Consider the following 23,261-nt stretch of genomic DNA (forward strand, 5'->3'; position numbering starts at 1 on the left):
CCGGACGCGGGGGGCAGAATATCGCAGGCGTGACGCCCGAAAGGCGCGGCCGCGGGCGTGTATCCGGAACCCGGCTCTATTCCCGCCCGGCCATCCTCACCGTCATCGGCCTGCTGACCGTGGTCGGTGCGCTGGGCCTCCTGCGGCTGACGCAGCTGGCGCCCGGCCGGATCGAGCTGGCGGCATGGTTCCTCGTCCCGATCGCCGCCGCCATCGCCATGGGCATGCTGCTGATCCAGGAGATGCGCCGCGTCGAGCGGGTGCAGGCCGCCCGCGCCGATTCCGAGCAGCGCTTCCGCATGGCTGTCGAGGCTGCGCGCTGCGGCATCTGGGAATGGGACCTGGCCGCCGACCAGATCTTCATGTCCGAGGTCACCGCCAGCCTGTTCGGCTGGCGCACCGGCCTGGTGGACGGCCAGCAGGTTCTGGACCGCGTCGCCCCCGGACACCGCGACGACATGCGCGAGGCGCTGTCCACCGCCGCCATCTACGGCGACTTCGACGTCTCGTTCCGGGTGCCGCCGATCGCCGGCGCCCGCCCGGTCTGGATCGACTTCCGCGGCCGCGGCTTCGGCGACAGCCCCGACGGCGGCTTCGCCCGCATCATCGGCGTGGCCCTGGACGTCACCGAGGAGCGGCTGGCCCAGGCCCGCGCCCAGTCCGCCGAGGGCCGCCTGCGCGACGCCATCGAAAGCACCTCCGAGGCCTTCGTCCTGTGGGACCGCAACGGCCGGCTGGTGATGTGCAACAAGAACTTCCGGAGCTACTTCCAGCTCGACCCCGAGATCCTGAAGGCCGGCGTCGGCCGCGAGCAGGTCGAGCGCGCCGCGCGCCTGGCCATCCGCCAGGAGTACCCCGCTCCGGGCGGCCGCCGCGGCGTGCGCGAGGCCGAGCTGTCGGACGGCCGCTGGGTGCAGATCTCGGAACGCCCCACGGCCGAAGGCGGCCTGGTGGTCACCGCCGCCGACATCACCGTGCTGAAGACCCAGGAGGAGGCTCGCCGGATCAAGGAGGAGGAACTCCGCCGCGCGGTCATCAACCTGGAACAGAGCCAGGAGCAGCTCTCGGAGCTGGCCCGCAAGTACGAGGCCGAGAAGATCCGCGCCGAGGGCGCCAGCCAGGCCAAGAGCGAGTTCCTGGCCAATATGAGCCACGAGCTGCGTACGCCGCTGAACGCCATCAACGGCTTCTCCGAGATCATGGCCGGCGAGATGTACGGCCCGCTGGGCGACGCCCGCTACCGCGACTACTGCCGCGACATCCTGAGCTCCGGCCAGCACCTGCTGGCCCTGATCAACGACATCCTCGACATGTCGAAGATCGAGGCGGGCAAGCTGACCCTGCGGTTCGAACCGGTCTGCCTGGAGGAGATCGCCGAGGACGCCCTGCGCCTGGTCCGCAACCGCGCCGAGGCCGCCGGCCTCAACCTGATCTTGGACTTCGTCGACCTGCCCGACGTGGAGGCCGACCACCGGGCCGTGAAGCAGGTCCTGCTCAACCTGCTCTCCAACGCCATCAAGTTCACCCCGCGCGGCGGCCGGGTCACGGTCCGCGGCGAGCGGCGCGAAGACGCCATGGGCGAGCGCGTGCGGATCAGCGTGCAGGACACCGGCATCGGCATCTCCGCATCCGATCTGGAGCGGCTGGCGCGGCCGTTCGAGCAGGTGGAGAGCCAGCATTCCAAGACCACCCAGGGCACCGGCCTGGGCCTCGCCCTGACCAAGTCGCTGGTCGAGATGCACGGCGGCCTGCTGGACCTGAAGAGCGCGCCCGGCCAGGGCACGGCCGCCAGCTTCGCCCTACCGGTCCGCCAGAGCCGGCCGGCGGCCATCACTGTTGCGGCCTAGCCGGGGCTTGGCCAGCGCGTCGCCCAACGCGGCGCGTTCGGCCTGCGGCAGGGTCGCGGCGAAGGCGACCAGCCGGCGATCCATGGCCATCCGGCTCTCGTGCTCCAGGTCCCTCGCCCGGGCCAGGCTGGCCAGCGCCATGTCGGCGTCGAACGTCTGAGCGCCGAGGCCGCGCATCGTCTCGCGCACCAGTGTCCGGGCCTCGCGCACCTTGGGGCCATAGGTGCGGGCGTACTCCGGGTTCTGGTCGCGCCAGGCCGCCTGATGCTCGGGCGGCAGCGCGCGTATGGCCGTGAGGAGCGGGTTGCGCGGCTGGCCCGGGCCGGGCGCCGTGGCCGCGGGAGCCGCGTCCTTCGCCTTGGTCAGGTGCGCGCCCACGAAGGCGCCGCCCACGAACACGTTCAGGGCCAGCGACACGAACAGCGCGCCGTGGAGGATCGGCCGTTCGATCATGCGTCCTCGTCCAGGTAGAGGCTGAAGTCGTCGTCGCCGACCGCGGTGACCAGAGCGTCCGCATCTGACGCAGCCGGCGCTGATGACGCGGCATGGAGTTGCGCGCCCGCGATCACCCCCGCCGCACAGGCCGTGGCCAGGCCGACGCCCATGCCCGCCGGCAACAGCCAACCCACCCAGCGGGCCCGAGCCTTCGGCGCGCCGGCCGCGATCCGGTCGGCGAGCCCCGTCGATCCGCGCGGCGCGGCATAGCCGTCCAGCGCCGCGTCCAGGTCCGCGGCGCGGGCCAGGGCATCCCTCGCCCACGCCGGCTCGGCCGCCATCAGGGCGGCGGCGGCCTCCCGGTCGGTGTCCGGCCAGCGGGCGACGTCGCCGCCGTAGGCCTCCGCGAGGGTTTCGAAGCGGTCAGGAGTCATGCCGTCCCTCCTTCATGTCGATCAGCGCGACACGCAGGGCGCGGCGGCCACGGCCCAGCAGGCTCTCCATGGCCTCGACACTCACGCCCATCACGGCGGCGGCCTCGATGTTGCCGAGTTCCTGATAGTGGCAGAGTACGATGGCCTCGCGCTGGCGGTCCGGCAGGGCCTGGAGCGCCTGGGCCACGCGCCGTCCGGCGTCCAGCGCCTGAAGGCCGCGGTCCGGCCCCGGACCTTCGTCCGTCTGCTCGGGCGGTTCGGCGTAGGCCAGTTCGCGCCGGCGGCGAAGCCGGTCGTAGCAGAGGTTCAGCGCCACGCGATGCAGCCATGTATCGAACCGCGCCGCGCCCGGCCGCCACGTGGGCGCCTGTTTCCAGACCCGCAGGAAGGCGTCCTGGGCCACGTCCTCCGCCTCCGCGCCGTCCCCCAGCATGCGGCCGGCCAGGGAAAGCAGGCGTGGAAGCTTTCGCGCGACCAGCGCACGCGCCGCGGCCGGATCGCCCGACGCGACGCGCGACAAGAGCTCCTCGTCGGGATCTCCCAAGCCTGACCTCGCCTAAGGCGGCGGGCGGACTATTGGGCGCCTGCGCCGCCACGCCGCTGCCGCATCATGAGCAACTCGCCCTTGGAGAGCCACCCATCCTTGTTGGTGTCGGCGGTCTGGAAGCGCCGCTCGCTCATCGCGCTGAGCTCGATCTTGGTGACGGCGCCGTCCTTGTTGGCGTCCATGCGCATCAGCATGCCCCCGGGCGGACCGCCGTTCGGCCCCTTCCGTCCGGCCGCGTCGGCCTTCTTGGCGGCGGCGTCGGCTTCGGCTTGCGTGATCTTGCCGTCCTTGTTGGCGTCCATGCGGGCGAACATGCGGGTCTGGCGCTCGGCGTTGACGGCCTTGAACTCGGCCAGGGTCACCTTGCCGTCGCGGTTGGTGTCGGGGTTCGGCGGTTCGCGGCCGGGCGCAGGCTGGGCCTGGGCGGCGGTGGCGAGAAGCGTGGCCGCGGCCAGGCTGAGAAGAAGTCGTGTCATGGATCCTCGGGACTTTGGTGTCGTGCCCTCGCGACTTGAACGGCCGAGGCGGCGAAGTCCGTCGCTATCCGTTCACCAGCGCCAGATAGGCCGTCCGCGCGCGCGCCTGCGCCGCCTCCAGCCTGGTCCTGAGCGCCTTGAACGTCTTGGCCCCGCCGGCGCGGGCGAGCAGGGCCTGGAAGGCCTTGGGCTCCCCATCGGGGTCGGGATTGTCGCCCAGGGCCACCTTGAGGAGCTGGGTCAGGTTCTGCTGCAGGCGCCAGGCATCGCACAGAGCGTCCAGTGGCTCGGGCGGCGCCAGACCCGCCCCGCCCAGGGCGTCGAGCGCCGCGGCTGTGTTGGGGGCCAGCGGCCCGCCGTCCGCCGCATGGACGATCTGCAGGAACTGAGCGGCGAACTCGATGTCCACCAGGCCGCCGGGCGACAGCTTCAGGTCCCAGTCACCCTTGGGCGGCCGCTCGTCTTCCAGCAGCTGGCGCATCTCGCGCACGTCGCGGGCCGTCTTCCCGGCGTCGCGCGGGCGGCGCAGCGCAGCCTCGATGGCCGACTGGGCGTCGGCGGCGAAGGCGTCGGAGGTCGCCCAGACCACCCGCCCGCGGGTCAGGGCCAGCAGTTCCCATGTCTCGGCCTCGCCCTGGTAGTAGTGGTCGAAGGCCGCGAAGCTCACCGCCACCGGTCCCTTGGTGCCGGACGGGCGGAGCTGCATGTCCACCTCGTAGAGCTGGCCCTCGGCGGTTGGGCTGGACAGCGCCGCGATCAGCCGCTGGGTGAAGCGGCCGTAAAAGGTGGAGGCGTCCCAGCCCTTGATTTCCGAGGCCGCCGCCGGATCCGCGGCGCGGTACAGGGTCATGAGGTCGAGGTCCGAGCTGGCGCTCATCTCGCGCGAGCCGCACTTGCCCAGGGCCACGACGGCCACCTCGCCGGGGAAGGCGCCGCCCATCCGCACCGCCTCGGCCAGGGCGGCGGGCGCCAGGGTCTGGATGCAAAGGTCGGCCAGGTCGGCGAAGGCGCGCCCAGCGACCTCGGCCGAAGCGGCCCCGCTCATCACCTGCACGCCCACCCGGAAGGCCTGCTCGCGATGGATGCGGCGGACCACATCCATGGCGTCCTCGAAGCCCGCGGCGCGGGCGATCTGGCGCTCCATGTCGGCGCGCTCGTCGGCGATCTCGATCTCGGAGAAGAAGTCCGGGTCCACCATGGCGTCGATTGCGGCCGGGCGGCGCGCCAGGGTGGCCGCGAGGTAGGGCGCGAAGGCCAGCACCTGGACCACCAGCTCGAACAGCTTGGGCTGGGCCAGGAACAGCGACTGCAACTGCACCCCGCTGGAGATGCCGCCGAAGAACTCGCAGAAGCGGTTGAAGGCCGGATCGGGGGCGCCCGTAGCCTGGGCCGCCTCCAGCAGGCGCGGCGCCAGGCGGGTGAACAGCTCCCGGCCCCGTTCGGTGCGCGTGGCGGCCACGTGGCCATGATGCCAGTTGCGGATGGTCTGCGAGACGCGGGGCGGGTCGGAGAAGCCCATCCGTTTGATGGTGGCCAGGGTCTCCGGGTCGTCGTCGACGCCGGTGAACACCAGGCTGCCGAACCGGGAAGAAAGTTGCTCCTCCTCGGCGAAGAGTTCGCCATAGCGGGCGTTCACGGCCTTCAGGGTGCGGGTGATCTCGGCGTCGAAACTTCGCAGCGGGGCGTGGCCCGCGAGCGCGGCCACCCGCTTCCGGTCGGCGTCGGACTCGGGCAGGCGGTGGGTCTGCTCGTCCTCGAGCATCTGGATGCGATGCTCGACGGCGCGCAGGCGAAGGTAGGCCTCGGTGAGTTCGGCGGCGGCCGCCTCGGTGACATGGCCGGCGTCCGCCAGCGCCCGCAGCGCGTCCAGGGTGCGCGGGCTGCGCAGCTCGGGATGGCGGCCGCCCAGGATGAGCTGCTGGGTCTGGACGTAGAACTCGATCTCGCGGATGCCGCCGCGGCCCAGCTTCAGGTCGACGCCCTTGGCCGAGACGCGCTCGTCGACCTTGTGGGCGTGGATCTGGCGCTTGATCGAATGGATGTCGGCGATGGCGGCGAAGTCGAGGTTCTTGCGCCAGATGTAGGGGATCAGTTCGCCGAGGAACGCCTTCGCCTCGAGGAGGTCGCCGGCGCAGGCGCGCGCCTTGATGAAGGCCGCCCGCTCCCAGTTCTGGCCGACGGTCTCGTAGTACTCCAGCGCCGCCGGTACGGGTACGGCGGGCGGGGTCGAGGAGGGATCGGGCCGCAGGCGCAGGTCCATGCGGAAGACGTAGCCGTCCGCGGTGCGGGCCTGCATCAGGTCGGACACCCGTTGCGTCAGGCGCACAGCGAAGGCCTGGACCTCCACGCCCTCGGCCAGGACCGCGCCCAGGGTCTCGGGATCGAAGAAGACCGAGACGTCGATGTCGCTGGAATAGTTCAGTTCGAAGGCGCCCTGCTTGCCCATGGCGATGCAGAACCAGCCCGGGACCGGGCCATGTTCGCCCTTGCCCAGGGACAGCAGCCGGCCGGCCTCGATCTCGCCCAGCGCCGCCGACGTGAGGGCCGCCGAGACCGCGGCGTCGGCGAAGCGGGTCAAGGCGCCGGTGACCTGGTCCAGGTCCCAGACGCCCCCGAGGTCGGCCAGCGCGGTCAGCAGGTGCAGCTCCTGCTTCAGAATTCGCAGCGGCGCCACGGCCTCCTGCGGCCGCAGCGCCGCCACGGCCTCGGTGCGACGGAGGATATCCGCCAGCCGGACGTCCGGGTCGTCAGCCAGCAAGGCGCCCAGCCGCCTGGGGTCGCGCCGCGCGAGGCCGGCCAGGTAGGGCGAGGCGCCGAACACCGGCGCCAGCGCCGGCCAGGCCAGATCAAGCTCCGGCGTCCAGGCCCGCTCCGCGATCAGGTCGTGCAGCCGTTCGGCCGCCCTGGCGTCCAGCACCGGGCCGCTGGGCCGCAGGTTCGCCGCCATCGGCCGCTTTTCGGTGGCGCTCAGACTCATGCCACCCCTTATGGCGACGGACGGGAGGACGCCGCAATGAGCCTTTCACGCGCAATCACGCTTGCGCCCCTGGCCACAGGCTCGGACGCCGCCTTCCTGGCCCTGCGGCTGGGCACCGGCGCCTTCCTGGTCTGGGGCGTCTGGGACAACATCACCAGCGCCGAGCACATGGCGACTTTCGCCGGCTTCCTGAGGCAGCACGGCTTCCCCGCGCCCGAGATCCTGGCGGCCTTCGACGTCTGGCTGCAGTTCGCGATCGGGGTGCTGTTCATCCTCGGCCTGGGGACGCGCTGGGCGGGACTGGCGTGCGCCGCGAACTTCGTCATCGCCATCGTGATGGTGGACCACCTGCAGGGCTGGCGCGGCGCGTTCGGTTCACAATGCCTGGTCGGCATCGGCCTAGTGCTGGCCACCCACGGACCGGGCCGGTTCAGCGTCGACGACCGGCTTTAGGCGCGGGGGAGGATGAAGGCCACGCGCAGGCCCGGCCCCATCTCCCCAACCTTGCCCGGACCTTCCGACAGCTCCAGCCGCCCGCCGTGCGCCTCGGCCACAGCGGCCACCAGGGACAGGCCCAGGCCCGCGCCCGGCTCGTTGCGGCTGTTCTCCAGCCGCACGAAACGCTGGATGACCCGCTCGCGATCCTCGTCGGGCACCCCCGGACCGGTGTCCGTGACCGAGAACTCCACCTCGCCCGACGAGCGCCGGCGCACACGCAACATGATCGCCCCGCCGGGCGGCGTGTACTTCACCGCGTTGTCCAGCAGGTTGGCCAGGGCCTGGGCCAGGAACTCGCGGTTGCCGCGAATGGTCAGGTCCTTGGCGGTCTCGGCGGCGTATTCGAGGTTCTTCTCCTCGCAGAAGGGCTCGTAGAGCTCGGAGATGTCGGCGGCCAGTTCCGCGGGGTCGAACAGGGTCGGGTTGGGCGCCTGGCCGGCGGCCTGCAGGCGGGCGATCGAGAGCACGGCGCCGAAGGTCTTCAGCACGCCATCGGTGTCCTCCAGCGCCTGCGCCAGGGCCTCCTCGGCGTTGCCCTTGCCCGCCTCCACGTCGATGTAGGCGGTCTCCAGCCGCGCCCGCAGGCGGGTCAGCGGCGAGCGCAGGTCGTGGGCGATGGCGTCGCCGGCGTGCTTGTGCCCCTGCATAGAGCGCTCCAGCCGATCCAGCATGTCGTTGACGCCCTGGGCCAGTTCGTCGAACTCGTCGCGCGCGCCGCGCACCCGGGCCCGGACGCCCTGCTCGCCGTTGCGCACCCGCTCCACGACATTGATCAGGTCGACCATGGTGCGCGAGACGTTGCGGCTGACCAGCACCCCGCCAGCCAGGCCCAGCAACACCACCAGGGCGCCCGAGGCCCACAGGGCGCGGACGATGCGGGCGACGTAGGCCTCGTCCTCGCCGGCGTCGGCGCCCACGAACAGGATCTCGCCGTCGTGCAGCTTCTGCTGCAGGCCGCGGGCGGGATGTTTCACCTCGCGCCCCTGGGCGTCGACATCGGTGACCTGGAAGGTGGCCCAGGCGGGCTCGCCCGCGAAGTCCTCCACAGGGCTCTCTTCGATCGAGCCGGAGATCCGCCGGCCGTCCTTGGTCAGCAACAGGTAGAGGAACGGCTTCTCGCTGGCGGCGCGCTGGATCAGGGACTGATTGACCGCGTCGACCCCCGCCCGGTCGTAGACGTCGACCAGGCTGCGCATCTCGCGGCGGATCTCCTGGTCCGTCCGCCGCGTCGCCTCGCCAGCGGTGGCCACGTAGATGTAGGCGAGGAAGGCCGAGGCCGCGCTGGCGAACAGCGCCAGGAACAGCAGCGTCAGCCGGAACGGCGTGGTCCTGAAGATGCGCGGCAGCTTGACCGCCATGCGGCGCGCCTACGCGTCGAGCCGATAGCCCGCGCCGCGAACGGTCTGCAGCATCGGCCGGTCGAAACCCTTGTCGATCTTCGAGCGCAGGCGGGAGATGTGCACGTCGATGACGTTGGTCTGGGGGTCGAAGTGGTAGTGCCAGACCTTCTCCAGCAGCATGGTCCGCGTCACCGACTGGCCGGCGTGGCGCATCATGAATTCCAGGAGCTGGAATTCGCGCGGCTGCAGGTCGATCTCCTTGCCAGAACGGAACACCGTGCGGGCGATCAGGTCCATCTCCAGTTCGCCGACCTTCAGCAGGGTCTGGACCGAACCGGTGTCACGGCGCCGCGCCAGGGCCTCGATGCGGGCGATCAGCTCGGCGAAGGCGTAGGGCTTCACCAGATAGTCGTCGCCGCCGGCCTGTAGGCCATCGACGCGGTCGCCCACCTCGCCCAGCGCCGAGAGGAACAGCACCGGCGTGCGGTCCCCCTCCCGGCGGATGGTCTCGACGAGCTGGACGCCGTTCATCTTCGGCATCATCCGATCGACGATCATCACGTCGAACTCGCCATCGCGAGCGGCGGCGAGGCCCTCCTCGCCGTCGGCCCCCCGCGTGCAGTCATGGCCGGCCTCGGTGAGGCCGCGCGCCATGGCTTCGGCCGCCTCGAGATCGTCCTCGACAATCAGGATCCGCATTTGATTCCCGCCCTCTGAGAGGGGGAGTCTAGCCCGAAACCTTGATCGGCAGGAAGGCGGTGCGGCCATTGCGGTAGACACCGACCAGCACGCTGGCGCGGCCGGCCTTCTTGGCGGCGTCGACCACGGCGGCGAACTCGGCCGGGGCAGCTACGGCCCGTCCGTTGACCAGCGTGATCACGTCGCCGCGGCGCAGGCCCTTCGTACCCGCGTCGGAAGACTGGTCGACGTTGTCCACCAGCGCGCCGCGCACTTCGGCCGGCAGGTTCAGCCGGTTGCGGGCCGGCTCGTCCAGCGGGCTCAGCGACATGCCCAGCACGGGCGCTCGCGCCGAGGGCGGAGCGCCGGGGACCGCACGGCCGCCGGGACCGGCGCCGCTGTTGTCGTTGGCCGCCAGTTCGCGCTCCGAGGGCCGCACGCCGGAGCGGACGTCCACCGTGCGGCGCTTGCCGTCGCGGATCACATCCAGGCGCAGGTTCTCGCCGGCGCGGACGCGGGCCACCTGGCGGGTCAGGTCGGACGAGCTCTTCACCGAGACGCCGTTCACCGCCACCACGACGTCGCCCACCTGGACGCCAGCGCGGGCCGAGGGGCCGCCGGCGGAGATGTCGGCGACGATCGCGCCCTTCTGGTTCTCCATCCCTTGTGCTTCGGCCATCTCGGTCGTGAAGTTCTGGATGGTCGCGCCGATGTAGCCGCGTTCGATCTTGCCGCCGCTGATCAGCTGCTTGGTGACCGTCTCGGCGACTTCCGAGGGAATGGCGAAGCCGATGCCGACCGAGCCGCCCGAGGGCGAGAAGATCGCGGTGTTCACCCCGATCACCCGGCCATAGACATCGAACGTCGGACCGCCCGAATTGCCCCGGTTGATGGGGGCGTCGATCTGGATGTAGTCGACGAAGGTCTCGCCGATGTCGCGGCCATAGGCCGAGACGATGCCGGCCGTGGCGGTGCCGCCCAGGCCGAAGGGATTGCCGACGGTGATGACCCAGTCGCCCACCCGCGGCTTGCCGGCGTTCTCGAAGTTCACGAACGGGAACGGACCGCCGCGGCCGCCCTTGATCTTGATCACCGCGAGGTCGGTGGCCTCGTCGCGGCCGACCACCTCGGCGTCCAGCTCGGTCTCGTCCTTGAGGACGACCTTGATGCTCTCGGCGTTTTCGACGACGTGGTTGTTGGTGACGATGTAGCCGTCCGCCGAGATGAAGAAGCCCGAACCGGACGACTGCTGCGTCGGCAGGCGCGGCTGGCCGCGCTCGGTGCGGCCGCCCTGATCGCCATCCTCACCGTCCTCGCCGCCCGGCGTACCGCCGCGCGGGCCGGGCAGGACGAACGGCAGGCCGGGGATCTGGCGCAGCGCATTGGTGTCGACGCGGCTGGTCACGTTGATCGACACCACCGCCGGCGAGACGCGGTCGAAGATGTCGGCGAAGGACATGGGCGCGCCGGGCGGCGGCGCGAAGATGGGGGCGGTCGAGGCCTTGATCAGCCCGCCGTTGGGGAGCTGGGCGTGCGCGGAGGGAAGCTGCATGCCTGCGCCCGCCACCGCGGCGGCCATGACGCCGGCGCCAGCGACGGCGCCCAGGAGGTAACCGGTCTTCTTGGAAGTCATCAGCCTTCGTTTCCCTGTGCGCGACCTATTTGGGAGGCGTGCCGCGCCCAAACAACCTAGGTCGGATGCACGGAAGTGCAACGACCCTCAAGTTACGTTTAGGTCACCCTAGGCGCGGCTTCACGTCCAATATTGGGCGGGATCGTGTCAGGGTGTTTCGTCTTCGTCCAAGCGGCGCAAGCGCTCCGCTTCCAGTGGCGTGAGTTCCACGTCGAGCGATCGGTTCCGTAACCGCAAGAACAACAGTGTGACACCGGCGACCACGACGAGGAAGGGCGCGCCCCAGAGCGCAAGGTTGCCGATCGAAAAACTGGGCGTGAGCAGCACGAACTCGCCATAGCGGTCGGTGAGGAAGCGCTTGATCTCGGCCTCGTCCTTGCCGGCCTTCACCTGCTCGCGGACGATCTGGCGCAGGTCGCGGGCGAGATCGGCTTCGCTGTCGTCGATGGACTCGTTCTGGCAGACCAGGCAGCGGACGTCGCGGAAGATGTCGCGGGCCCGGGCCTCCTGGGCCGGATCGGGCAGCCGTTCCGCCGGATCGGAGGCGGCGGCGATGCAGGCTACGCCCGCCAGGGCCGCCAGGAGGAGCCTCAGCCTCACGCGGCCTGCTCCTTGCGCCGGCCCACGCCCATGCGCAGCCTGCGGTCCGAGAGCGAAATCAGGCCGCCCAGGCCCATGATCACGGGCCCGAGGAAGATCAGGCTGGCCCAGGGGTTCCAGTAAGCGCGCACGAGGTAGGTCCCGCCATCCCGCCGCTCGCCCAGCACCAGGTAGATGTGGCTCGCGCCGCGATAGCAGAGCCCCACCTCCGAGGTCGTCTGGCCGCCGGTGGTGTAGGTGCGGCGCTCCGGCTCGACCTTGCAGACCGGCTGGCCCTTGCGTGTGACGGTGATCAGGCCCCGATCGGCGTCGTAGTTGGGCCCGGCCACCGGATTCACCGCGTCGAGGCTGACGTGATAGGCGCCGACGTCCAGGCCGCCGCCGACCGGCAGGGCCTCGGCGGCCTCGATCTTCCAGGTGGTCTCGAACACCGCGCCGAGCACGAAGACGCCCAGGCCCAGGTGCGCGAAGGTCATGCCCCAGGCGCCGCGCGGCAGGCCGGTGAGCCGGCGCCAAGTTTCTCCGGCGGAGACACGGAAGGCGCGGGTGCGCTCGACGAGCTCGGCGATAGCGCCGGCGATCAGCCAGCCGCCCAGCGCCACGCCCAGGATGCCGAACACCTTCTTGGGATCCACCAGCGCCAGGGCCAGCAGGCCCGTCCCGGCGGCGATCAGCAGGGCGACCCACAGGCGCTGGACCACGCCGCGGGCGTCGCCGCGCTTCCACGCCAACAGCGGCCCGGCGGGCAGCAGCACCAGCAGCGCCACCATCAACGGCGTGAAGGTCAGGCTGAAGTAGGGCGGCCCCACCGAGATCGCCTCGCCGGTCATCGCCTCGCGGATCAGCGGATAGAGCGTGCCCAGCAGCACCGTGGCCGTGGCGGCGGCCAGCAGGATGTTGTTCATCACCAGCGCGCTCTCGCGGCTGATCGGCGCGAACATGCCGCCCTGCGTCAGGTTCGGGGCGCGCCAGGCGAACAGCGTGAAGCCCAGCCCCGCCGTGACGCCCAGTATGATCAGCAGCAGCACGCCCCGGGTCGGGTCGACCGCGAAGGCGTGGACACTGGTCAGCACGCCCGAGCGCACTAGGAAGGCGCCCAGCATCGAGAAGGTGAAGGCGGCCAGCGCCAGGAACACCGTCCAACCCGTCAGCGCGCCGCGCTTCTCGGTGACCACGGCGGAATGCAGCAAGGCCGTGGCGATCAGCCAGGGCATGAAGCTGGCGTTCTCCACCGGGTCCCAGAACCACCAGCCGCCCCAGCCCAGCTCGTAATAGGCCCAGAACGCGCCCAAGGTGATGCCGACGGTGAGCAGGCTCCAGGCCGCAAGCGCCCAGGGGCGCACCCAGCGCGACCAGGCCGCGTCGATCCGCCCCTCGACCAGGGCCGCGACGGCCAGGGAGAAGACCACCGACATGCCGACGTAGCCCGCGTAGAGGAACGGAGGGTGGACGGCCAGGGCCGGGTCCTGCAGCAGCGGGTTGAGCGAACGCCCCTCGACCGGCGGCGTCAACAGCCGCGTCAGCGGGTTGGAGGCGAAAACCGTGTACGCCAGGAACACCGCGCCCAGCAGGCCCTGGGTCGCCACGGTCACGGCCCGCAGCCCCCGCGGCAGGTCGCGGCCCAGGCCGGCCACCGCCGCGCCGAAGCCGGTGAGCGCCAGGCACCAGAGCAGCATCGAGCCCTCGTGGCTGCCCCAGGTCCCGGCCACGCGGTACAGCAGCGGCTTCGCCGAGTGCGAGTTCTGCGCCACGTTGGCCACGGAGAAGTCCGAGATCACGAAGGCGTGCATCAGGGCCGCGAAGGCCACGGCCACGGCCAGGAACGCGCCCAGGGCCGCCCCTTCGCCCGCGCCGGCCAGCGGCGCGGACCGGCGGATCCGGCCCGCCACGGAGAGGGCGACCTGGGCGATCGAAAGCGCCAGCGCCAGGATCAGCGCGAAGGCGCCGGCTTCCGCGATCATGTTCCGCTCTGAGCCTTGCCGTACGAAGGCGGCGGCGCCCCCTGGCCCCGCCACTCGCCCTGTTCCTTGAGGGCGTCGGCGACTTCCTTAGGCATGTAGGTTTCGTCGTGCTTGGCCAGCACCCGCTTGGCCTCGAAGACCCCGTCGGCGCGGTACGAGCCCTCGGCGACGATTCCCTGCCCTTCGCGGAACAGGTCCGGCAGATCGCCCTGGTAGTGGACGCGGTCGGCGGAGATCTTGTCCTGCACGGTGAATTCCACGCGCCCGTCCGGGTGTTTCACCACCGAGCCCGCAGTCACCAGGCCGCCGAGCTGGATGGCGCGCCCCGGCTCGGGCTTCGCGGCGGCCGCCTGGGACGGCGTGTAGAACAGCGAGATCGAGTCGCGCATGCCCCACAGGGTCAGGCCCACCGCCACGGCCACCACCGGGGCGATGACGGAGAGCAGCAGCAGGCGCGTGCGCGCCTTGCGGGATTTCGGCAGGAAACTCATCGCATCGGTTCCGCGCGCGCGGCCTCGTCCAACTGTTGCGCCACCTGCGGGCGCCCGGCGTATCGGGCCCGGGCGCTGGCGTAGGCGGCATCGCGTTTCGCAGTATCGCCCAGCACGGCGTAGGCGCGAACCAGCTTCACCCAGCCCTCGGCGTCGTCCGGATTGGTCTCCAGCTTGGCGGCCAGGCCGGCGACCATGCCCTGGATCATGGCGAGCTGCTGCGGATCGGTGGCGACCGGGGCGGCCTTGCCCTCGATCTTGGCGATCGCGCCCTGGACCGCGGCGCGGCGATCCGCGTCCTCGGCGGGCAGGTCGGCCAGCAAGGCCTGGAGATCGGCGGTCGCCTCAGCGGTCCTGCCGGCGTCGGCCTTGGCCTCGGCCAGGAAGTAGCGGGCGGTGGGACTCTTGGGATCGAGGGCCAGCAGCCTGGTGAAGGCGGCCTGCGCGTCGGCGTCGACCTTGCCCTGGGCCTCATAGACCTCGGCCTCGCCCAGCATCTGCCAGATATCGGGGCGTTGCGGCGCCAGCGCGGCGGCCCGGCGCAGGGCGCTGACGGCCGCCACCGGATTCTGCGACGCGCCCTCGGCCAGGCCCAGCAGGCGGAAGCCCTCGGCCTCGTTGGGCCGCGCGGCGGTCGCCTGGCGCAGCACCGCGGCGATCTCGGGCGCGGTCAGCGAGGCCAGGTCGGAATTGCGCCATCCGTCCAGCCGCGCCGCGAACGGCTGATCCGCCAGTCCGGGCGAGCCCAGCGTCAGGTAGACGCCCAGCGCCAGCGCGGGCCCGGCGACGACCGCCAGCAGCACCGCGCGGCGGGCGCGGGGATCGGCGGTCCAGGCCTGGACCGGCGCGTCCGTGGCGGCCAGCAGGCGCCGCGCGGCCTCGGCATGGGCGGCCTTGCGCTCGGCGTCGCCCATCAGGCCGCGTTCGGCCAGGTCGTCGATCTCGGAGAGCTGTCGGCGATAGAGGTCGGGTGCGGGATCCGCGGCCTGGGCTTGGGCGGCGGCGCCGGCGGCGCGGAACAGGATCAGACCCGCCGCGGCGGCAGTGAGGACGCCGACCACAGCCCAGAAGACCAACATGGCCGCGCGTGTAGCCGAAACCGGCGGACCGCGCGAGTGAGACTCTTAGTCCGGGCCGTGGTGCGATTGGTCGGGATGCAGCGCGGCGTGCGCGCGCCGACGGACCAGGTCGCCCGCCTTGTCGCCGCGGATGAGCTGGTTGAAGTCGGCGGCGTGCGCGAGGAAGGCTGCGGCGATCTGCGCGTCCTCGACCTCGGCCGTGCGGACCAGGTCGACGACCTCGCCCACATAGTGGTCGAGATATTCGCCCACCTTCTCGACCATCTTGTTGCGCGTGGAGGAGAAGCCGCCGTAGTTCGCCGCGGAGCGCAGCTCGTCGGAGAACGACAGCAAGGTCGTTGCGCAGTCCACCAGCCGCACCTCGGGCGCTGCGGTCAGGCGCGGGATCTGGCGGCGGACCCGCTGGTTGCGCGGCGCGAACATGGGCAGGGCTTCGATCACGGCCTTCTCGGCGTCGCGCAGGCGCGCCTCGACGACGCCGGCCAGGCTGGCCCGCTGCTTATGGACTCGCTGGCCCCAACCGTGGTCACGCTGCAGGTCCACGCAGGTCTCGATCTCCATGATCTGCTGGACGATTAGCTCGGCCTGCTTGGCCGCGGCCCGGCCCGCCGGCGGCCCGTCGTCGCCCTTCAGGCCGCCGATGCCGCGGAGGGCCTCGTCGATATCGGCCAGCAGGCCTTCGCCGAAAGCGGCCATCTCGGAGTCCGCCAGGTAACCTTCGGTCGGCTTGTCCATGACCGCCGAGATCACGCGCAGCACCATCCACGGATAGGCCATCTGGGCGGCCAGCATCTCGAAGAAGCGCGGGCCGGCGTCCTCGGCGACGGTGACCGCGTCCTTGTAGGCCAGGCGCGAGCCCGCGGAGGTCTCGCCGCCGGGGTGGGCCAGCCATTCGGGCAGCCGCTGGGTGGCGCGGCGCACCACAGGGGCGATGTCGAGGCAGGCGGCCAGTTGCTCGGCCCCGCCCGCCCGGGCCTGGTCGCAGAGCGCGGCGGCGGTGCGGAACTCCGGGGCCTCGCGGGCGCGTATTCCCGCAGCGGCGGTCGCGGTGATCTGGTTCTCCGCCTCGACCACGAGGTGGATGGGCGTATCCTTGTCGACGGCCTCCCGGACCACGGCGATGGCGTCGATCTCGACGTTGCGCACCCCGCGCCAGAGCAGGCCCAGAACGCGGGAGGGAAAGGTCAGCCGGTGCGGGTCGTCGCCGCCTCCAAGGCACATCGGGGCGATCGGCTGCAGGATGCTGTTGCGCAGGTTGCGGTCGAAGACCTCCACCTCGACCAGCCGCTTCACGCCGCCCAGGGCGCTGTGGTCCGCCGTTTCCGCGAGCGCCTGCCGAAGGCTTCCGACGACCCGATCGGGCGCGGATTCCACCAGGGTGCGTACGATCGCGATCTTGCGCTCGGACAGCGCGGACATAGGCCTCTCGACTTCGGCAGAACGCCGTTAGACAGCCAACATGGCTTTCAACGGGTTAAGGCTTTACGAAGTCTAGGCTTTTTCAGGCCTCCGCGCGGGGCAGATCGACCGCGACCAGTAGTCCTCCGAGAGCGGAATCCCCCAGGTTCAGCGAACCTCGGTAGGCGCGGGCCAGTTCGTCGACGATCGAGAGGCCCAGGCCTGAGCCCGGCGCGTTCTCGTCCAGCCGCGCCCCTCGACGGATCACCTCTTCGCGGCGGTCCTGCGGCAGGCCGGGCCCATCGTCCTCCACCGTGAGGCGCATGCGTTCGGGCCCCGTCTCGACCGCGCGGACCCGCACCTTGCGGCGGCCGAACTTGCCGGCGTTCTCCATGGCGTTGCCGGCGATCTCCATGAAGTCCTGGCGCTCGCCCAGGAACCAGAGGTCGTCGGGGGCGTCCCAATCGATCTCTACGCCCTTGCTGCGGAAAATCCGCTCCAGGGTGCGGGCCAGCTCGTCCAGCACCTCGGCCACGGACGTCCGCTCCCCCTGGCCCTGGCTGCGGGCGGCGGCGCGGGCGCGCCGCAGGTGGTGGTCCACCTGCTGGCGCATCACCTCCGCCTGGCGGGTGACCACCTCGGCCAGCGGACCGGGGCGCTGGCTCGACTCGGTGATCATCACCGAGATCGGCGTCTTCAGGGCGTGCGCGAGGTTGCCCACGTGGGTGCGCTGGCGTTCCACGGTCTCCTGGTTGTGGGCGACCAGGGCGTTCAGCTCGTCGGTCAGCGGGCGGAGCTCGGAGGGATAGTCCGCCTGGAGGCGCTCGGCCTTGCCGCGCCGCACGTCGGCGACCTCCTCGCCGAGGCGGAACAGCGGCTGCAGGCCCACGCGCACCTGGACCACCACCGCGACGATCAGGCCAAGGCCCAGCAGAGCGAAGGCGATGGCGGTCGTGGTGAAGAAGTTGCGGACCTCGCGGTCGATGGGCCGCCGGTCCTCGGCGGCGATGAACACCAGCGGCGCGTCGCGCCCGGGCAGGCTGGTCCAGCGGGCCACCACCCGCAGCCGCTCGCCCGGTTGCACGCCCGGCGCGTCGAAGGCGATCGGCTTGCGCGGATCGGCCTTCAGCCGGGCCGGGAGGTCGGCCGGAATCTTCAGGGACGAATCCCACAGCGACCGGGATGGGACCAGGCTCTTCACCCCGCCGCCGTCGAGGGGCTCGGCGATGTCCCAGTAGCGGCCCGAATAGGCGCGCAGCGCCCTTTGGTCGGTCAGCGCAGGGGCCACCACCTCGCCACTTTCGATGGTCGAGCCCGAGATCAGGTTGTCGATCAGGTCCGAGAGGTTGGCGTCGAACCGGCGCAGGGCCGCCTGCTGGAACAGCAGCGCCAGGACCACCGCGGCGATCACCAGGGCCGCGAAGCTCCAGCCGACGGCGAGGATCGCCAGGCGGCGCGCAAGCGAGGGACGCGTCAGGCCCCCGGGCAGCTTCACGTGTTGGCGCTCTCCGCGTCCGCCTCGTCCGCCGGGCAGATGAGGCGGTAGCCGAGGCCTCGGACGGTCTCGATGCGGTCGGAGCCGATCTTCTTGCGGACCCGGCCGATGAACACCTCGATGGTGTTGGAGTCGCGGTCGAAGTCCTGGTCGTACAGGTGCTCGACCAGCTCGGTGCGGCTGATCACCCGGCCCTGGTGCATCATCAGATAATGCAGCAGGCGGTATTCCAGCGAGGTGAGCCGCAAGGGCTCGCCGTTGACGCTGGCGCGGGCGGCCCGAGGGTCCAGCCGCAGGCCGCCGCAAGCCAGGCTGGGGCTGGCGTGGCCGGCTGTGCGGCGCAGCAGGGCGCGCAGGCGGGCCAGCAGCTCCTCGGTGTGGAACGGCTTCGTCAGGTAGTCGTCGGCGCCGGCGTCGAACCCGGCGACCTTTTCGCTCCAGGCGCCACGGGCGGTGAGGATCAGAACCGGCGTGGCCATGTTCTCGCGCCGCCAGCGCTCCAGCACCGAGACCCCATCCACCTTCGGCAGGCCCAGATCGAGAATGACGGCGTCATAGGGCTCGGTCTCGCCCAGGAACTGGGCTTCCTCACCGTCGGGGGCGTGATCGACCGCATAGCCGGCGTCGGCCAGCGCCAGCTTCAACTGGCGCGACAGGTCCGGATCGTCTTCAACAAGCAGGATGCGCACGTCCGCGTCCCTTCTTTCTCAATGATTCAAAGAGCTCAGCCGCCCTGGCGACCGATGACCTGACCCGACTCGGCGTCCACGACGAAGACCACCACGCGGCCATTCTCCATCTGCCATTGGACGTAATAGGCGGGCCTTCCGCCTGCGTCGCCCATGGTGCTGTTGAGGTGGCGACCGGGATAGCGGGACGCAAGCATGCTCAGAACGCGCGACAGCGGCACCTGGCGCCGCGCCTGGTCCTGGCCGCCGCCGCCGCCCACCAGCACCATGCGGCCATGATCCAGCGCCTGCGCCGCGACGGGGGTCGTGGCGGCCGCGAGCAGGACGGCGAGGGCGAAAAGGCGTTTCATGCAACCCGTCCTACGCGCATGCGACTGAACCCGGCCTGAACACAGGCATCAGGCTTCCTTAGCTTAACCGCGCCGCTTCGGCGAATAGGGCCGCTTGGACTTCTGCTCTTCCGCGAAGGCTTCGAGGGCCGGATCCGCTCCCTCCGGCAGCGTCACGACGAGACGGGCGAACAGGTCGCCGCGGTGGCCGCGGGCGTCGGCCAAGCCCCGGCCCTTCAGCCGCAGGCGCGTGCCGGTGTTGGAACCCTTGGGCACGCTGACGTTCACGGGACCGTCGGGCGTGGCCGCCTCGACCTTCCCGCCCAGGACGGCGTCGTAGAAGGTCACCGGCAGGTCCATGACCAGGCTGTCGCCCTCGCGGCGGAACACCGGGTGGGGCTTGAGGGCGATCTCGATGAAGGCGTCGCCGGGGCCGGAGCGGCCGGGCGCCCCCTGCCCCTTGAGGCGCAGGGTCTGGCCGTCCTGCGCACCCTTGGGGATCGTCACGTCGATCGTGCGGCCGTCCGAGAAGGCGATGCGCTGCTTGCCGCCGCGGATCGCGTCCACCAGGTCGATCTCGAGCTTGGCCCGAGTGTCGGCGCCGCGCTGGGAGAAGCCGCCGAAGCCGCCGCCCATGCCGCCGGCGCGGCCGCCACGCCCGCCGCCGAACATCTCGCCCAGGATGTCGCCGAGGTCCGCGCCCTCGAACGTCTCGGTCCGGAAGCCGCCGCGCGCATCGCGTTGGCCAAAGCCGCCGCCGGGTCCCTGGCCCCACGGACCGCCGCCGGGAAAGCCCTGCGCGGTCTCGCGGCCGTCATTGTCGATCAGGCCGGCGTCGAACTTCTTGCGCTTGTCGGCGTCGCCCACGATGTCGAAGGCGGCGCTCACCTTCTTGAACCGCTCCTCGGCGGCGGCGTTGCCGGGATTGGTGTCCGGATGGTTCTCTTTGGCGAGCTTGCGGAACGCCTTGCGGATCTCGTCCGAAGTCGCTGTCCGGGAAACGCCCAGCTCCTGGTAGGGGTCGCGCGCCAAGCTCGTCAGAATCCTCGAAAAACCATGACCAGGGTGTGAGTACTAGATTGGACTGCGGATTGCGTCACGCAACCCCGGATGTGGCAAAATTGCCACATGACCGGGTTGGCCTACCATTTGTCCGGGAAGGCGTCGGAAATGAAGGCGCCGAAGATCAGGCCGGCGAGGCGGGAAGCGTCGTCGTTGTAGCGCTCGTCCAGGCGACGCACTTCCTCTCGCATGGCGTCCAGGTCGCGGTCGATGAACATCATACGGCGGAAGGCGCCGATCACTTCGGCGCGGGTGTCCCAGGACTGTTTCTGGATCGCCGATTGCGCAGAGTCCCAGCTGAGGGTCGTCAGGAACGGAAAGCAGGTCTTGGCGACGAGCCGGTCGCCGTTCACAAGCCGGCGGAGCAGGAGGTCGTAGGGCAGGTCCAAGACCTCGCTCGCGTCCAGGGCGGCCAGTACCTTCGCCTTGGACCGGCCTTGCACCAGATAGGCGCTGGCGGCGGCGAATCCCTTGCGGGCGAGGTCCTGAAGCAGGAACTGGCCGGACGCCCTCAGGCGGCCGTATTGCTTGGCGCACGACAGCATGGTGGAAGCGTCGAGGAACGTCTGATCGGTGAACAGCAGGTCCCAATCCGGGGCGGCTTCGATCAGTTGCTCCAGTACGGTGAAGGTCCGCTTCGAAAAGTGCGTGTCGTCCTCGGCGATGAAGACGGTCTCAAGGTCGTCGGCGGTCGCGGCGACCGCGGTGCGATGGCTGAGGAAGCAGCCCTTCTCCGGCCCACTGATGGAGCCGGGCCGGTCGGCGACATCCTCCGGCCCGAGCGCTGGGATGCGGATCAGTTCCCAATGCGCCGGCGCGCTCGCCCGGAAGCTGGCCTCCAGATTGGCCCGTCGCTCGGCGGCGCTGTCCAGATTGATGTAGAAGCACCTCAAATCTCGCCGCGCTCCACCATCAGGTCCCAGGCGGCGAAGTCGAGCGCGTCCTCCGGATCCTTCAGCACGGCCTCGCTGATCGTCTGGCCGCGGACCGAGATGCCGGCGCGGTGGACGCTTTCCGGATCGCCGGAGATCAACGGGTGCCAGTCCGCCAGGTCGCGGCCTTCGTGGAGCCGGCGATAGGCGCAGCTAAGCGGCATCCATTCCAGCGCCTCGATGTTGTGCGGCGTCAGCTTGATGCAGTCGGGCACGTGCTTGTGGCGCTGGGCGTAGTCCGAGCAGCGGCAGGCGGCGGAATCGAACAGCTTGCAATGGACCCGCGTGGGGATAACCTCGCCGGTGTTCTCGTCCTCGAAGCGCACCAGGCAGCAGAGCCCGCAGCCGTCGCAGAGGCTTTCCCACTCGGCGACGGTCATCTGCTCAAGGGTCTTGCGGCGCCAGAAGGGTTCGCCCGTCATCGCGCCGATGTAGTCCTGCGCGGCCCGTGACAGAAGCGCGAACTTGCGTCGCAGCCGGGACGCTCTATGTGGAGCGCCTCCATGAGAGCTCCGATCCTCGCCTTGAAAGAGGTCCGTCTGGCCGACGGGCCGACGATGCTGTTCGACGGCGTCGACCTCGCGCTCGAGCCGCGGACCCGCGCCTGCCTCGTCGGCCGCAACGGCGCCGGCAAGTCGACCCTGCTGCGCATTCTCTCGGGACAGGTCGAAGCCGACGCCGGCGAGCGGACGATCGCGGCCGGGACGACCATCGCCTTCGTGCCCCAGGAGCCGGAGATCGTCGGCGCCACGGTGCTGGAGCACGCCACCTCGGGCGGCGCGCCGGCCTATCGGGCCGAGGCGACGCTGCAGGCTTTCGGGCTGGATCCGGCCAAGGGGGCCCAGGGCCTGTCGGGCGGCGAGACGCGGCGCGCGGCGCTGGCCAAGGCCTTCGCGGAGGACCCCGACGTCATCCTGCTGGACGAGCCCACCAACCACCTGGACATCCTGGCCATCGAGGTGCTGGAGGCCGAGATCGCCGCCAGCCGCGCCGCGGCCCTGATCGTCAGCCACGACCGGGCGTTCCTGGAGCGCGTCACCCAGCGCTGCTTCTGGCTGGAACACCGGCTGGTGCGGCGCCTGGACGCCGGGTTCGCGGGCTTCGAGGACTGGGTCGTGAAGATCGAGGCCCAACAGGCCGAGGAGGCGCGGCGCCAGGACAAGCTGCTGGAGCGCGAGCAGCACTGGATGGAGCGCGGCGTCACCGCCCGGCGCGCGCGCAACGAAGGCCGCCGCCGCCGGCTGCTGGCGCTGCGCGAGGCGAAGACGGAGCGCCTGCGCGAGACCCGCGGCAGCCTCAACATCGGCCTCGACTCGTCGGGCGTCTCCGGCAAGCGGGTCGCCGAGGCCAAGCATCTCTCCAAGGCGTTCGGCGAGCGCGTGATCCTGAAGGACTTCTCCACCCGCATCCTGCGCGGCGACCGGGTGGCGATCGTCGGGCCGAACGGCGCGGGCAAGACCACGATGGTGAAGCTGCTGCTGGGCGAACTCGCGCCCGACAGCGGCGAGGTGAAGCTGGGAACCAATCTCGCCGTCACCTACATCGACCAGGCCCGGGCGGCGCTCTCGCCCGAGATGACCTTGAAGGATGTCCTGACGCCGCTGGGCGGCGACCAGGTGCTGGTGCGCGGGCAGCCGAAGCACGTGAACGCCTACGCCAAGGACTTCCTGTTCCGCGAGAGCCAGCTCCGCCAGCCGGTGAAGAGCCTGTCGGGCGGCGAGCGCAACCGCCTGCTGCTGGCGCGCGCCCTGGCCAATGCGGCCAATGTCATGGTCCTGGACGAACCCACGAACGACCTCGACATGGACACCCTCGACCTGCTCGAGGACCTGCTGGCCGACTATGAGGGCACCCTGATCCTCGTCAGCCACGACCGCGACTTTATCGACCGGCTGGCGACCTCCACCATCGGCCTGGACGGAACCGGTCGCGCGGTCGAGACGCCCGGCGGCTGGCAGGACTTCCTGAGCCAGAACCCCGGCTTCTTCGGCGCCCCGCCCAAGATCGAGCCCGCCAAGACCGCGCCAAGACCGGCCGCCGCCCCCAAGGCGGCGTCCAAGCTCTCCTACAAGGACCAGCGGCGGTTGTCGGAGCTGGAAACGCTCATCGCAGAGATGCCAGGGAAGATGGCGGCCCTGGAGACCGCCCTGGCCGACCCGAACCTCTATTCCCGCGACCCGGTCGGCTTCGACCGGTTCAGCCGGGCGCTGGAAGCTGCGCGGGCGCAACTGGCAGCCGCGGAGGAGGAATGGCTGGAGCTGGAGGAACGCCGGGAGGCGCTGGAAGCCAGCCGCTGACGGCTTTCCTGTGGATCGCCAAGAACCGTTGATTTCGCTGCGGTTCCAGCTTGCCGTTCACGC

General features: G+C 70.9%; 22 protein-coding genes. 3 read left to right on the plus strand and 19 right to left on the minus strand.

Annotated elements, in window-relative coordinates:
• Window positions 1–29: 29 nt before the first annotated feature.
• Window positions 30–1,847 carry a PAS domain-containing sensor histidine kinase gene (locus EPO51_RS21165; protein ID WP_293354306.1) on the plus strand — a complete coding sequence of 606 codons (1,818 nt, stop codon included), beginning with the start codon at window positions 30–32 and terminating at the stop codon, window positions 1,845–1,847.
• Here the strand turns inward: EPO51_RS21165 and EPO51_RS21170 are convergent.
• The 5 genes from EPO51_RS21170 to EPO51_RS21190 form a co-directional block, all read right to left on the minus strand.
• Window positions 1,800–2,300: a periplasmic heavy metal sensor gene (locus EPO51_RS21170; RefSeq protein WP_293354308.1), complete on the minus strand. Its 501-nt coding sequence runs from the start codon at window positions 2,298–2,300 to the stop codon at window positions 1,800–1,802. The genes EPO51_RS21165 and EPO51_RS21170 overlap by 48 nt on opposite strands.
• On the minus strand, window positions 2,297–2,716 hold the full coding sequence (locus tag EPO51_RS21175) for a hypothetical protein (RefSeq protein WP_293354310.1): 420 nt from the start codon (window positions 2,714–2,716) through the stop codon (window positions 2,297–2,299). The genes EPO51_RS21170 and EPO51_RS21175 overlap by 4 nt, the downstream gene beginning before the upstream one ends.
• A complete protein-coding gene (locus tag EPO51_RS21180) occupies window positions 2,706–3,260 on the minus strand; it encodes an RNA polymerase sigma factor (RefSeq protein WP_293354312.1) in 555 nt (184 codons plus the stop codon). Before EPO51_RS21180 ends, EPO51_RS21175 begins: the two co-directional genes overlap by 11 nt.
• 29 nt (window positions 3,261–3,289) lie before the next feature.
• The gene (locus tag EPO51_RS21185) at window positions 3,290–3,739 is read right to left on the minus strand and encodes an EF-hand domain-containing protein (protein ID WP_293354314.1); all 450 of its coding nucleotides are present in this window, start codon (window positions 3,737–3,739) and stop codon (window positions 3,290–3,292) included.
• Between the two features lie 64 nt (window positions 3,740–3,803).
• On the minus strand, window positions 3,804–6,716 hold the full coding sequence (locus tag EPO51_RS21190; protein WP_293354316.1) for a bifunctional [glutamine synthetase] adenylyltransferase/[glutamine synthetase]-adenylyl-L-tyrosine phosphorylase: 2,913 nt from the start codon (window positions 6,714–6,716) through the stop codon (window positions 3,804–3,806).
• Window positions 6,717–6,752: 36 nt separating this feature from the next.
• On the opposite strand from EPO51_RS21190, the gene EPO51_RS21195 reads away from it, so the two are divergent.
• Window positions 6,753–7,169: a DoxX family protein gene (locus EPO51_RS21195; protein ID WP_293354318.1), complete on the plus strand. Its 417-nt coding sequence runs from the start codon at window positions 6,753–6,755 to the stop codon at window positions 7,167–7,169.
• On the opposite strand, the gene EPO51_RS21200 is transcribed toward EPO51_RS21195, so the two are convergent.
• The 14 genes from EPO51_RS21200 to EPO51_RS21265 form a co-directional block, all read right to left on the minus strand.
• Window positions 7,166–8,572: a sensor histidine kinase gene (locus tag EPO51_RS21200; RefSeq protein ID WP_293354320.1), complete on the minus strand. Its 1,407-nt coding sequence runs from the start codon at window positions 8,570–8,572 to the stop codon at window positions 7,166–7,168. The genes EPO51_RS21195 and EPO51_RS21200 overlap by 4 nt on opposite strands.
• A gap of 9 nt (window positions 8,573–8,581) precedes the next feature.
• On the minus strand, window positions 8,582–9,253 hold the full coding sequence (locus EPO51_RS21205; RefSeq protein WP_293354322.1) for a response regulator transcription factor: 672 nt from the start codon (window positions 9,251–9,253) through the stop codon (window positions 8,582–8,584).
• 28 nt (window positions 9,254–9,281) lie between these two features.
• Entirely contained in the window at window positions 9,282–10,865 is a 1,584-nt protein-coding gene (locus EPO51_RS21210) for a Do family serine endopeptidase (protein ID WP_293354323.1), read from the minus strand.
• 147 nt (window positions 10,866–11,012) lie between these two features.
• Entirely contained in the window at window positions 11,013–11,465 is a 453-nt protein-coding gene (locus EPO51_RS21215) for a cytochrome c-type biogenesis protein (RefSeq protein WP_293354325.1), read from the minus strand.
• Window positions 11,462–13,426, minus strand: coding sequence for a heme lyase CcmF/NrfE family subunit (locus EPO51_RS21220; RefSeq protein ID WP_293354327.1), 1,965 nt, complete (start codon window positions 13,424–13,426; stop codon window positions 11,462–11,464). The genes EPO51_RS21215 and EPO51_RS21220 overlap by 4 nt, the downstream gene beginning before the upstream one ends.
• The gene (ccmE, locus tag EPO51_RS21225; RefSeq protein WP_293354329.1) at window positions 13,423–13,917 is read right to left on the minus strand and encodes a cytochrome c maturation protein CcmE; all 495 of its coding nucleotides are present in this window, start codon (window positions 13,915–13,917) and stop codon (window positions 13,423–13,425) included. Before ccmE ends, EPO51_RS21220 begins: the two co-directional genes overlap by 4 nt.
• Complete coding sequence (gene ccmI / locus EPO51_RS21230; RefSeq protein WP_293354331.1) at window positions 13,914–14,996, minus strand: c-type cytochrome biogenesis protein CcmI; 1,083 nt, start codon at window positions 14,994–14,996, stop codon at window positions 13,914–13,916. The genes ccmE and ccmI overlap by 4 nt, the downstream gene beginning before the upstream one ends.
• A 45-nt stretch (window positions 14,997–15,041) precedes the next feature.
• A complete protein-coding gene (locus EPO51_RS21235) occupies window positions 15,042–16,415 on the minus strand; it encodes a hypothetical protein (protein WP_293354333.1) in 1,374 nt (457 codons plus the stop codon).
• Between the two features lie 82 nt (window positions 16,416–16,497).
• Window positions 16,498–17,889: an ATP-binding protein gene (locus EPO51_RS21240; RefSeq protein ID WP_293354335.1), complete on the minus strand. Its 1,392-nt coding sequence runs from the start codon at window positions 17,887–17,889 to the stop codon at window positions 16,498–16,500.
• Entirely contained in the window at window positions 17,886–18,578 is a 693-nt protein-coding gene (locus EPO51_RS21245) for a response regulator transcription factor (RefSeq protein ID WP_293354337.1), read from the minus strand. Before EPO51_RS21245 ends, EPO51_RS21240 begins: the two co-directional genes overlap by 4 nt.
• A gap of 35 nt (window positions 18,579–18,613) precedes the next feature.
• Window positions 18,614–18,928, minus strand: a complete 315-nt coding sequence (locus EPO51_RS21250; RefSeq protein WP_293354339.1) for a PepSY domain-containing protein — start codon at window positions 18,926–18,928, stop codon at window positions 18,614–18,616.
• Window positions 18,929–18,991: 63 nt separating this feature from the next.
• On the minus strand, window positions 18,992–19,939 hold the full coding sequence (locus tag EPO51_RS21255) for a DnaJ C-terminal domain-containing protein (protein WP_293354340.1): 948 nt from the start codon (window positions 19,937–19,939) through the stop codon (window positions 18,992–18,994).
• A 110-nt stretch (window positions 19,940–20,049) separates the two neighbouring features.
• The gene (locus tag EPO51_RS21260; protein WP_293354342.1) at window positions 20,050–20,862 is read right to left on the minus strand and encodes a glycosyltransferase family 25 protein; all 813 of its coding nucleotides are present in this window, start codon (window positions 20,860–20,862) and stop codon (window positions 20,050–20,052) included.
• Window positions 20,859–21,323: a YcgN family cysteine cluster protein gene (locus tag EPO51_RS21265; protein WP_293354344.1), complete on the minus strand. Its 465-nt coding sequence runs from the start codon at window positions 21,321–21,323 to the stop codon at window positions 20,859–20,861. Before EPO51_RS21265 ends, EPO51_RS21260 begins: the two co-directional genes overlap by 4 nt.
• Before the next feature lie 81 nt (window positions 21,324–21,404).
• On the opposite strand from EPO51_RS21265, the gene EPO51_RS21270 reads away from it, so the two are divergent.
• On the plus strand, window positions 21,405–23,198 hold the full coding sequence (locus EPO51_RS21270; RefSeq protein ID WP_293354346.1) for an ABC-F family ATP-binding cassette domain-containing protein: 1,794 nt from the start codon (window positions 21,405–21,407) through the stop codon (window positions 23,196–23,198).
• The last annotated feature ends 63 nt before the right edge of the window (window positions 23,199–23,261 follow it).

Origin of the sequence: Phenylobacterium sp. (assembly GCF_004297125.1) — a bacterium.
GTDB lineage: Bacteria > Pseudomonadota > Alphaproteobacteria > Caulobacterales > Caulobacteraceae > Phenylobacterium.

Bases quoted from the DNA above. Each gene is read 5' to 3' on its own strand.
- EPO51_RS21270 (WP_293354346.1), top strand. From the start codon at position 21,405: ATGAGAGCTCCGATCCTCGCCTTGAAAGAGGTCCGTCTGGCCGACGGG.
- EPO51_RS21265 (WP_293354344.1), bottom strand. From the start codon at position 21,323: ATGACGGGCGAACCCTTCTGGCGCCGCAAGACCCTTGAGCAGATGACC.
- EPO51_RS21205 (WP_293354322.1), bottom strand. From the start codon at position 9,253: ATGCGGATCCTGATTGTCGAGGACGATCTCGAGGCGGCCGAAGCCATG.
- EPO51_RS21195 (WP_293354318.1), top strand. From the start codon at position 6,753: ATGAGCCTTTCACGCGCAATCACGCTTGCGCCCCTGGCCACAGGCTCG.
- EPO51_RS21175 (WP_293354310.1), bottom strand. From the start codon at position 2,716: ATGACTCCTGACCGCTTCGAAACCCTCGCGGAGGCCTACGGCGGCGAC.
- EPO51_RS21200 (WP_293354320.1), bottom strand. From the start codon at position 8,572: ATGGCGGTCAAGCTGCCGCGCATCTTCAGGACCACGCCGTTCCGGCTG.
- EPO51_RS21190 (WP_293354316.1), bottom strand. From the start codon at position 6,716: ATGAGTCTGAGCGCCACCGAAAAGCGGCCGATGGCGGCGAACCTGCGG.
- ccmI (WP_293354331.1), bottom strand. From the start codon at position 14,996: ATGTTGGTCTTCTGGGCTGTGGTCGGCGTCCTCACTGCCGCCGCGGCG.
- EPO51_RS21235 (WP_293354333.1), bottom strand. From the start codon at position 16,415: ATGTCCGCGCTGTCCGAGCGCAAGATCGCGATCGTACGCACCCTGGTG.
- ccmE (WP_293354329.1), bottom strand. From the start codon at position 13,917: ATGAGTTTCCTGCCGAAATCCCGCAAGGCGCGCACGCGCCTGCTGCTG.
- EPO51_RS21250 (WP_293354339.1), bottom strand. From the start codon at position 18,928: ATGAAACGCCTTTTCGCCCTCGCCGTCCTGCTCGCGGCCGCCACGACC.
- EPO51_RS21170 (WP_293354308.1), bottom strand. From the start codon at position 2,300: ATGATCGAACGGCCGATCCTCCACGGCGCGCTGTTCGTGTCGCTGGCC.
- EPO51_RS21185 (WP_293354314.1), bottom strand. From the start codon at position 3,739: ATGACACGACTTCTTCTCAGCCTGGCCGCGGCCACGCTTCTCGCCACC.
- EPO51_RS21210 (WP_293354323.1), bottom strand. From the start codon at position 10,865: ATGACTTCCAAGAAGACCGGTTACCTCCTGGGCGCCGTCGCTGGCGCC.
- EPO51_RS21220 (WP_293354327.1), bottom strand. From the start codon at position 13,426: ATGATCGCGGAAGCCGGCGCCTTCGCGCTGATCCTGGCGCTGGCGCTT.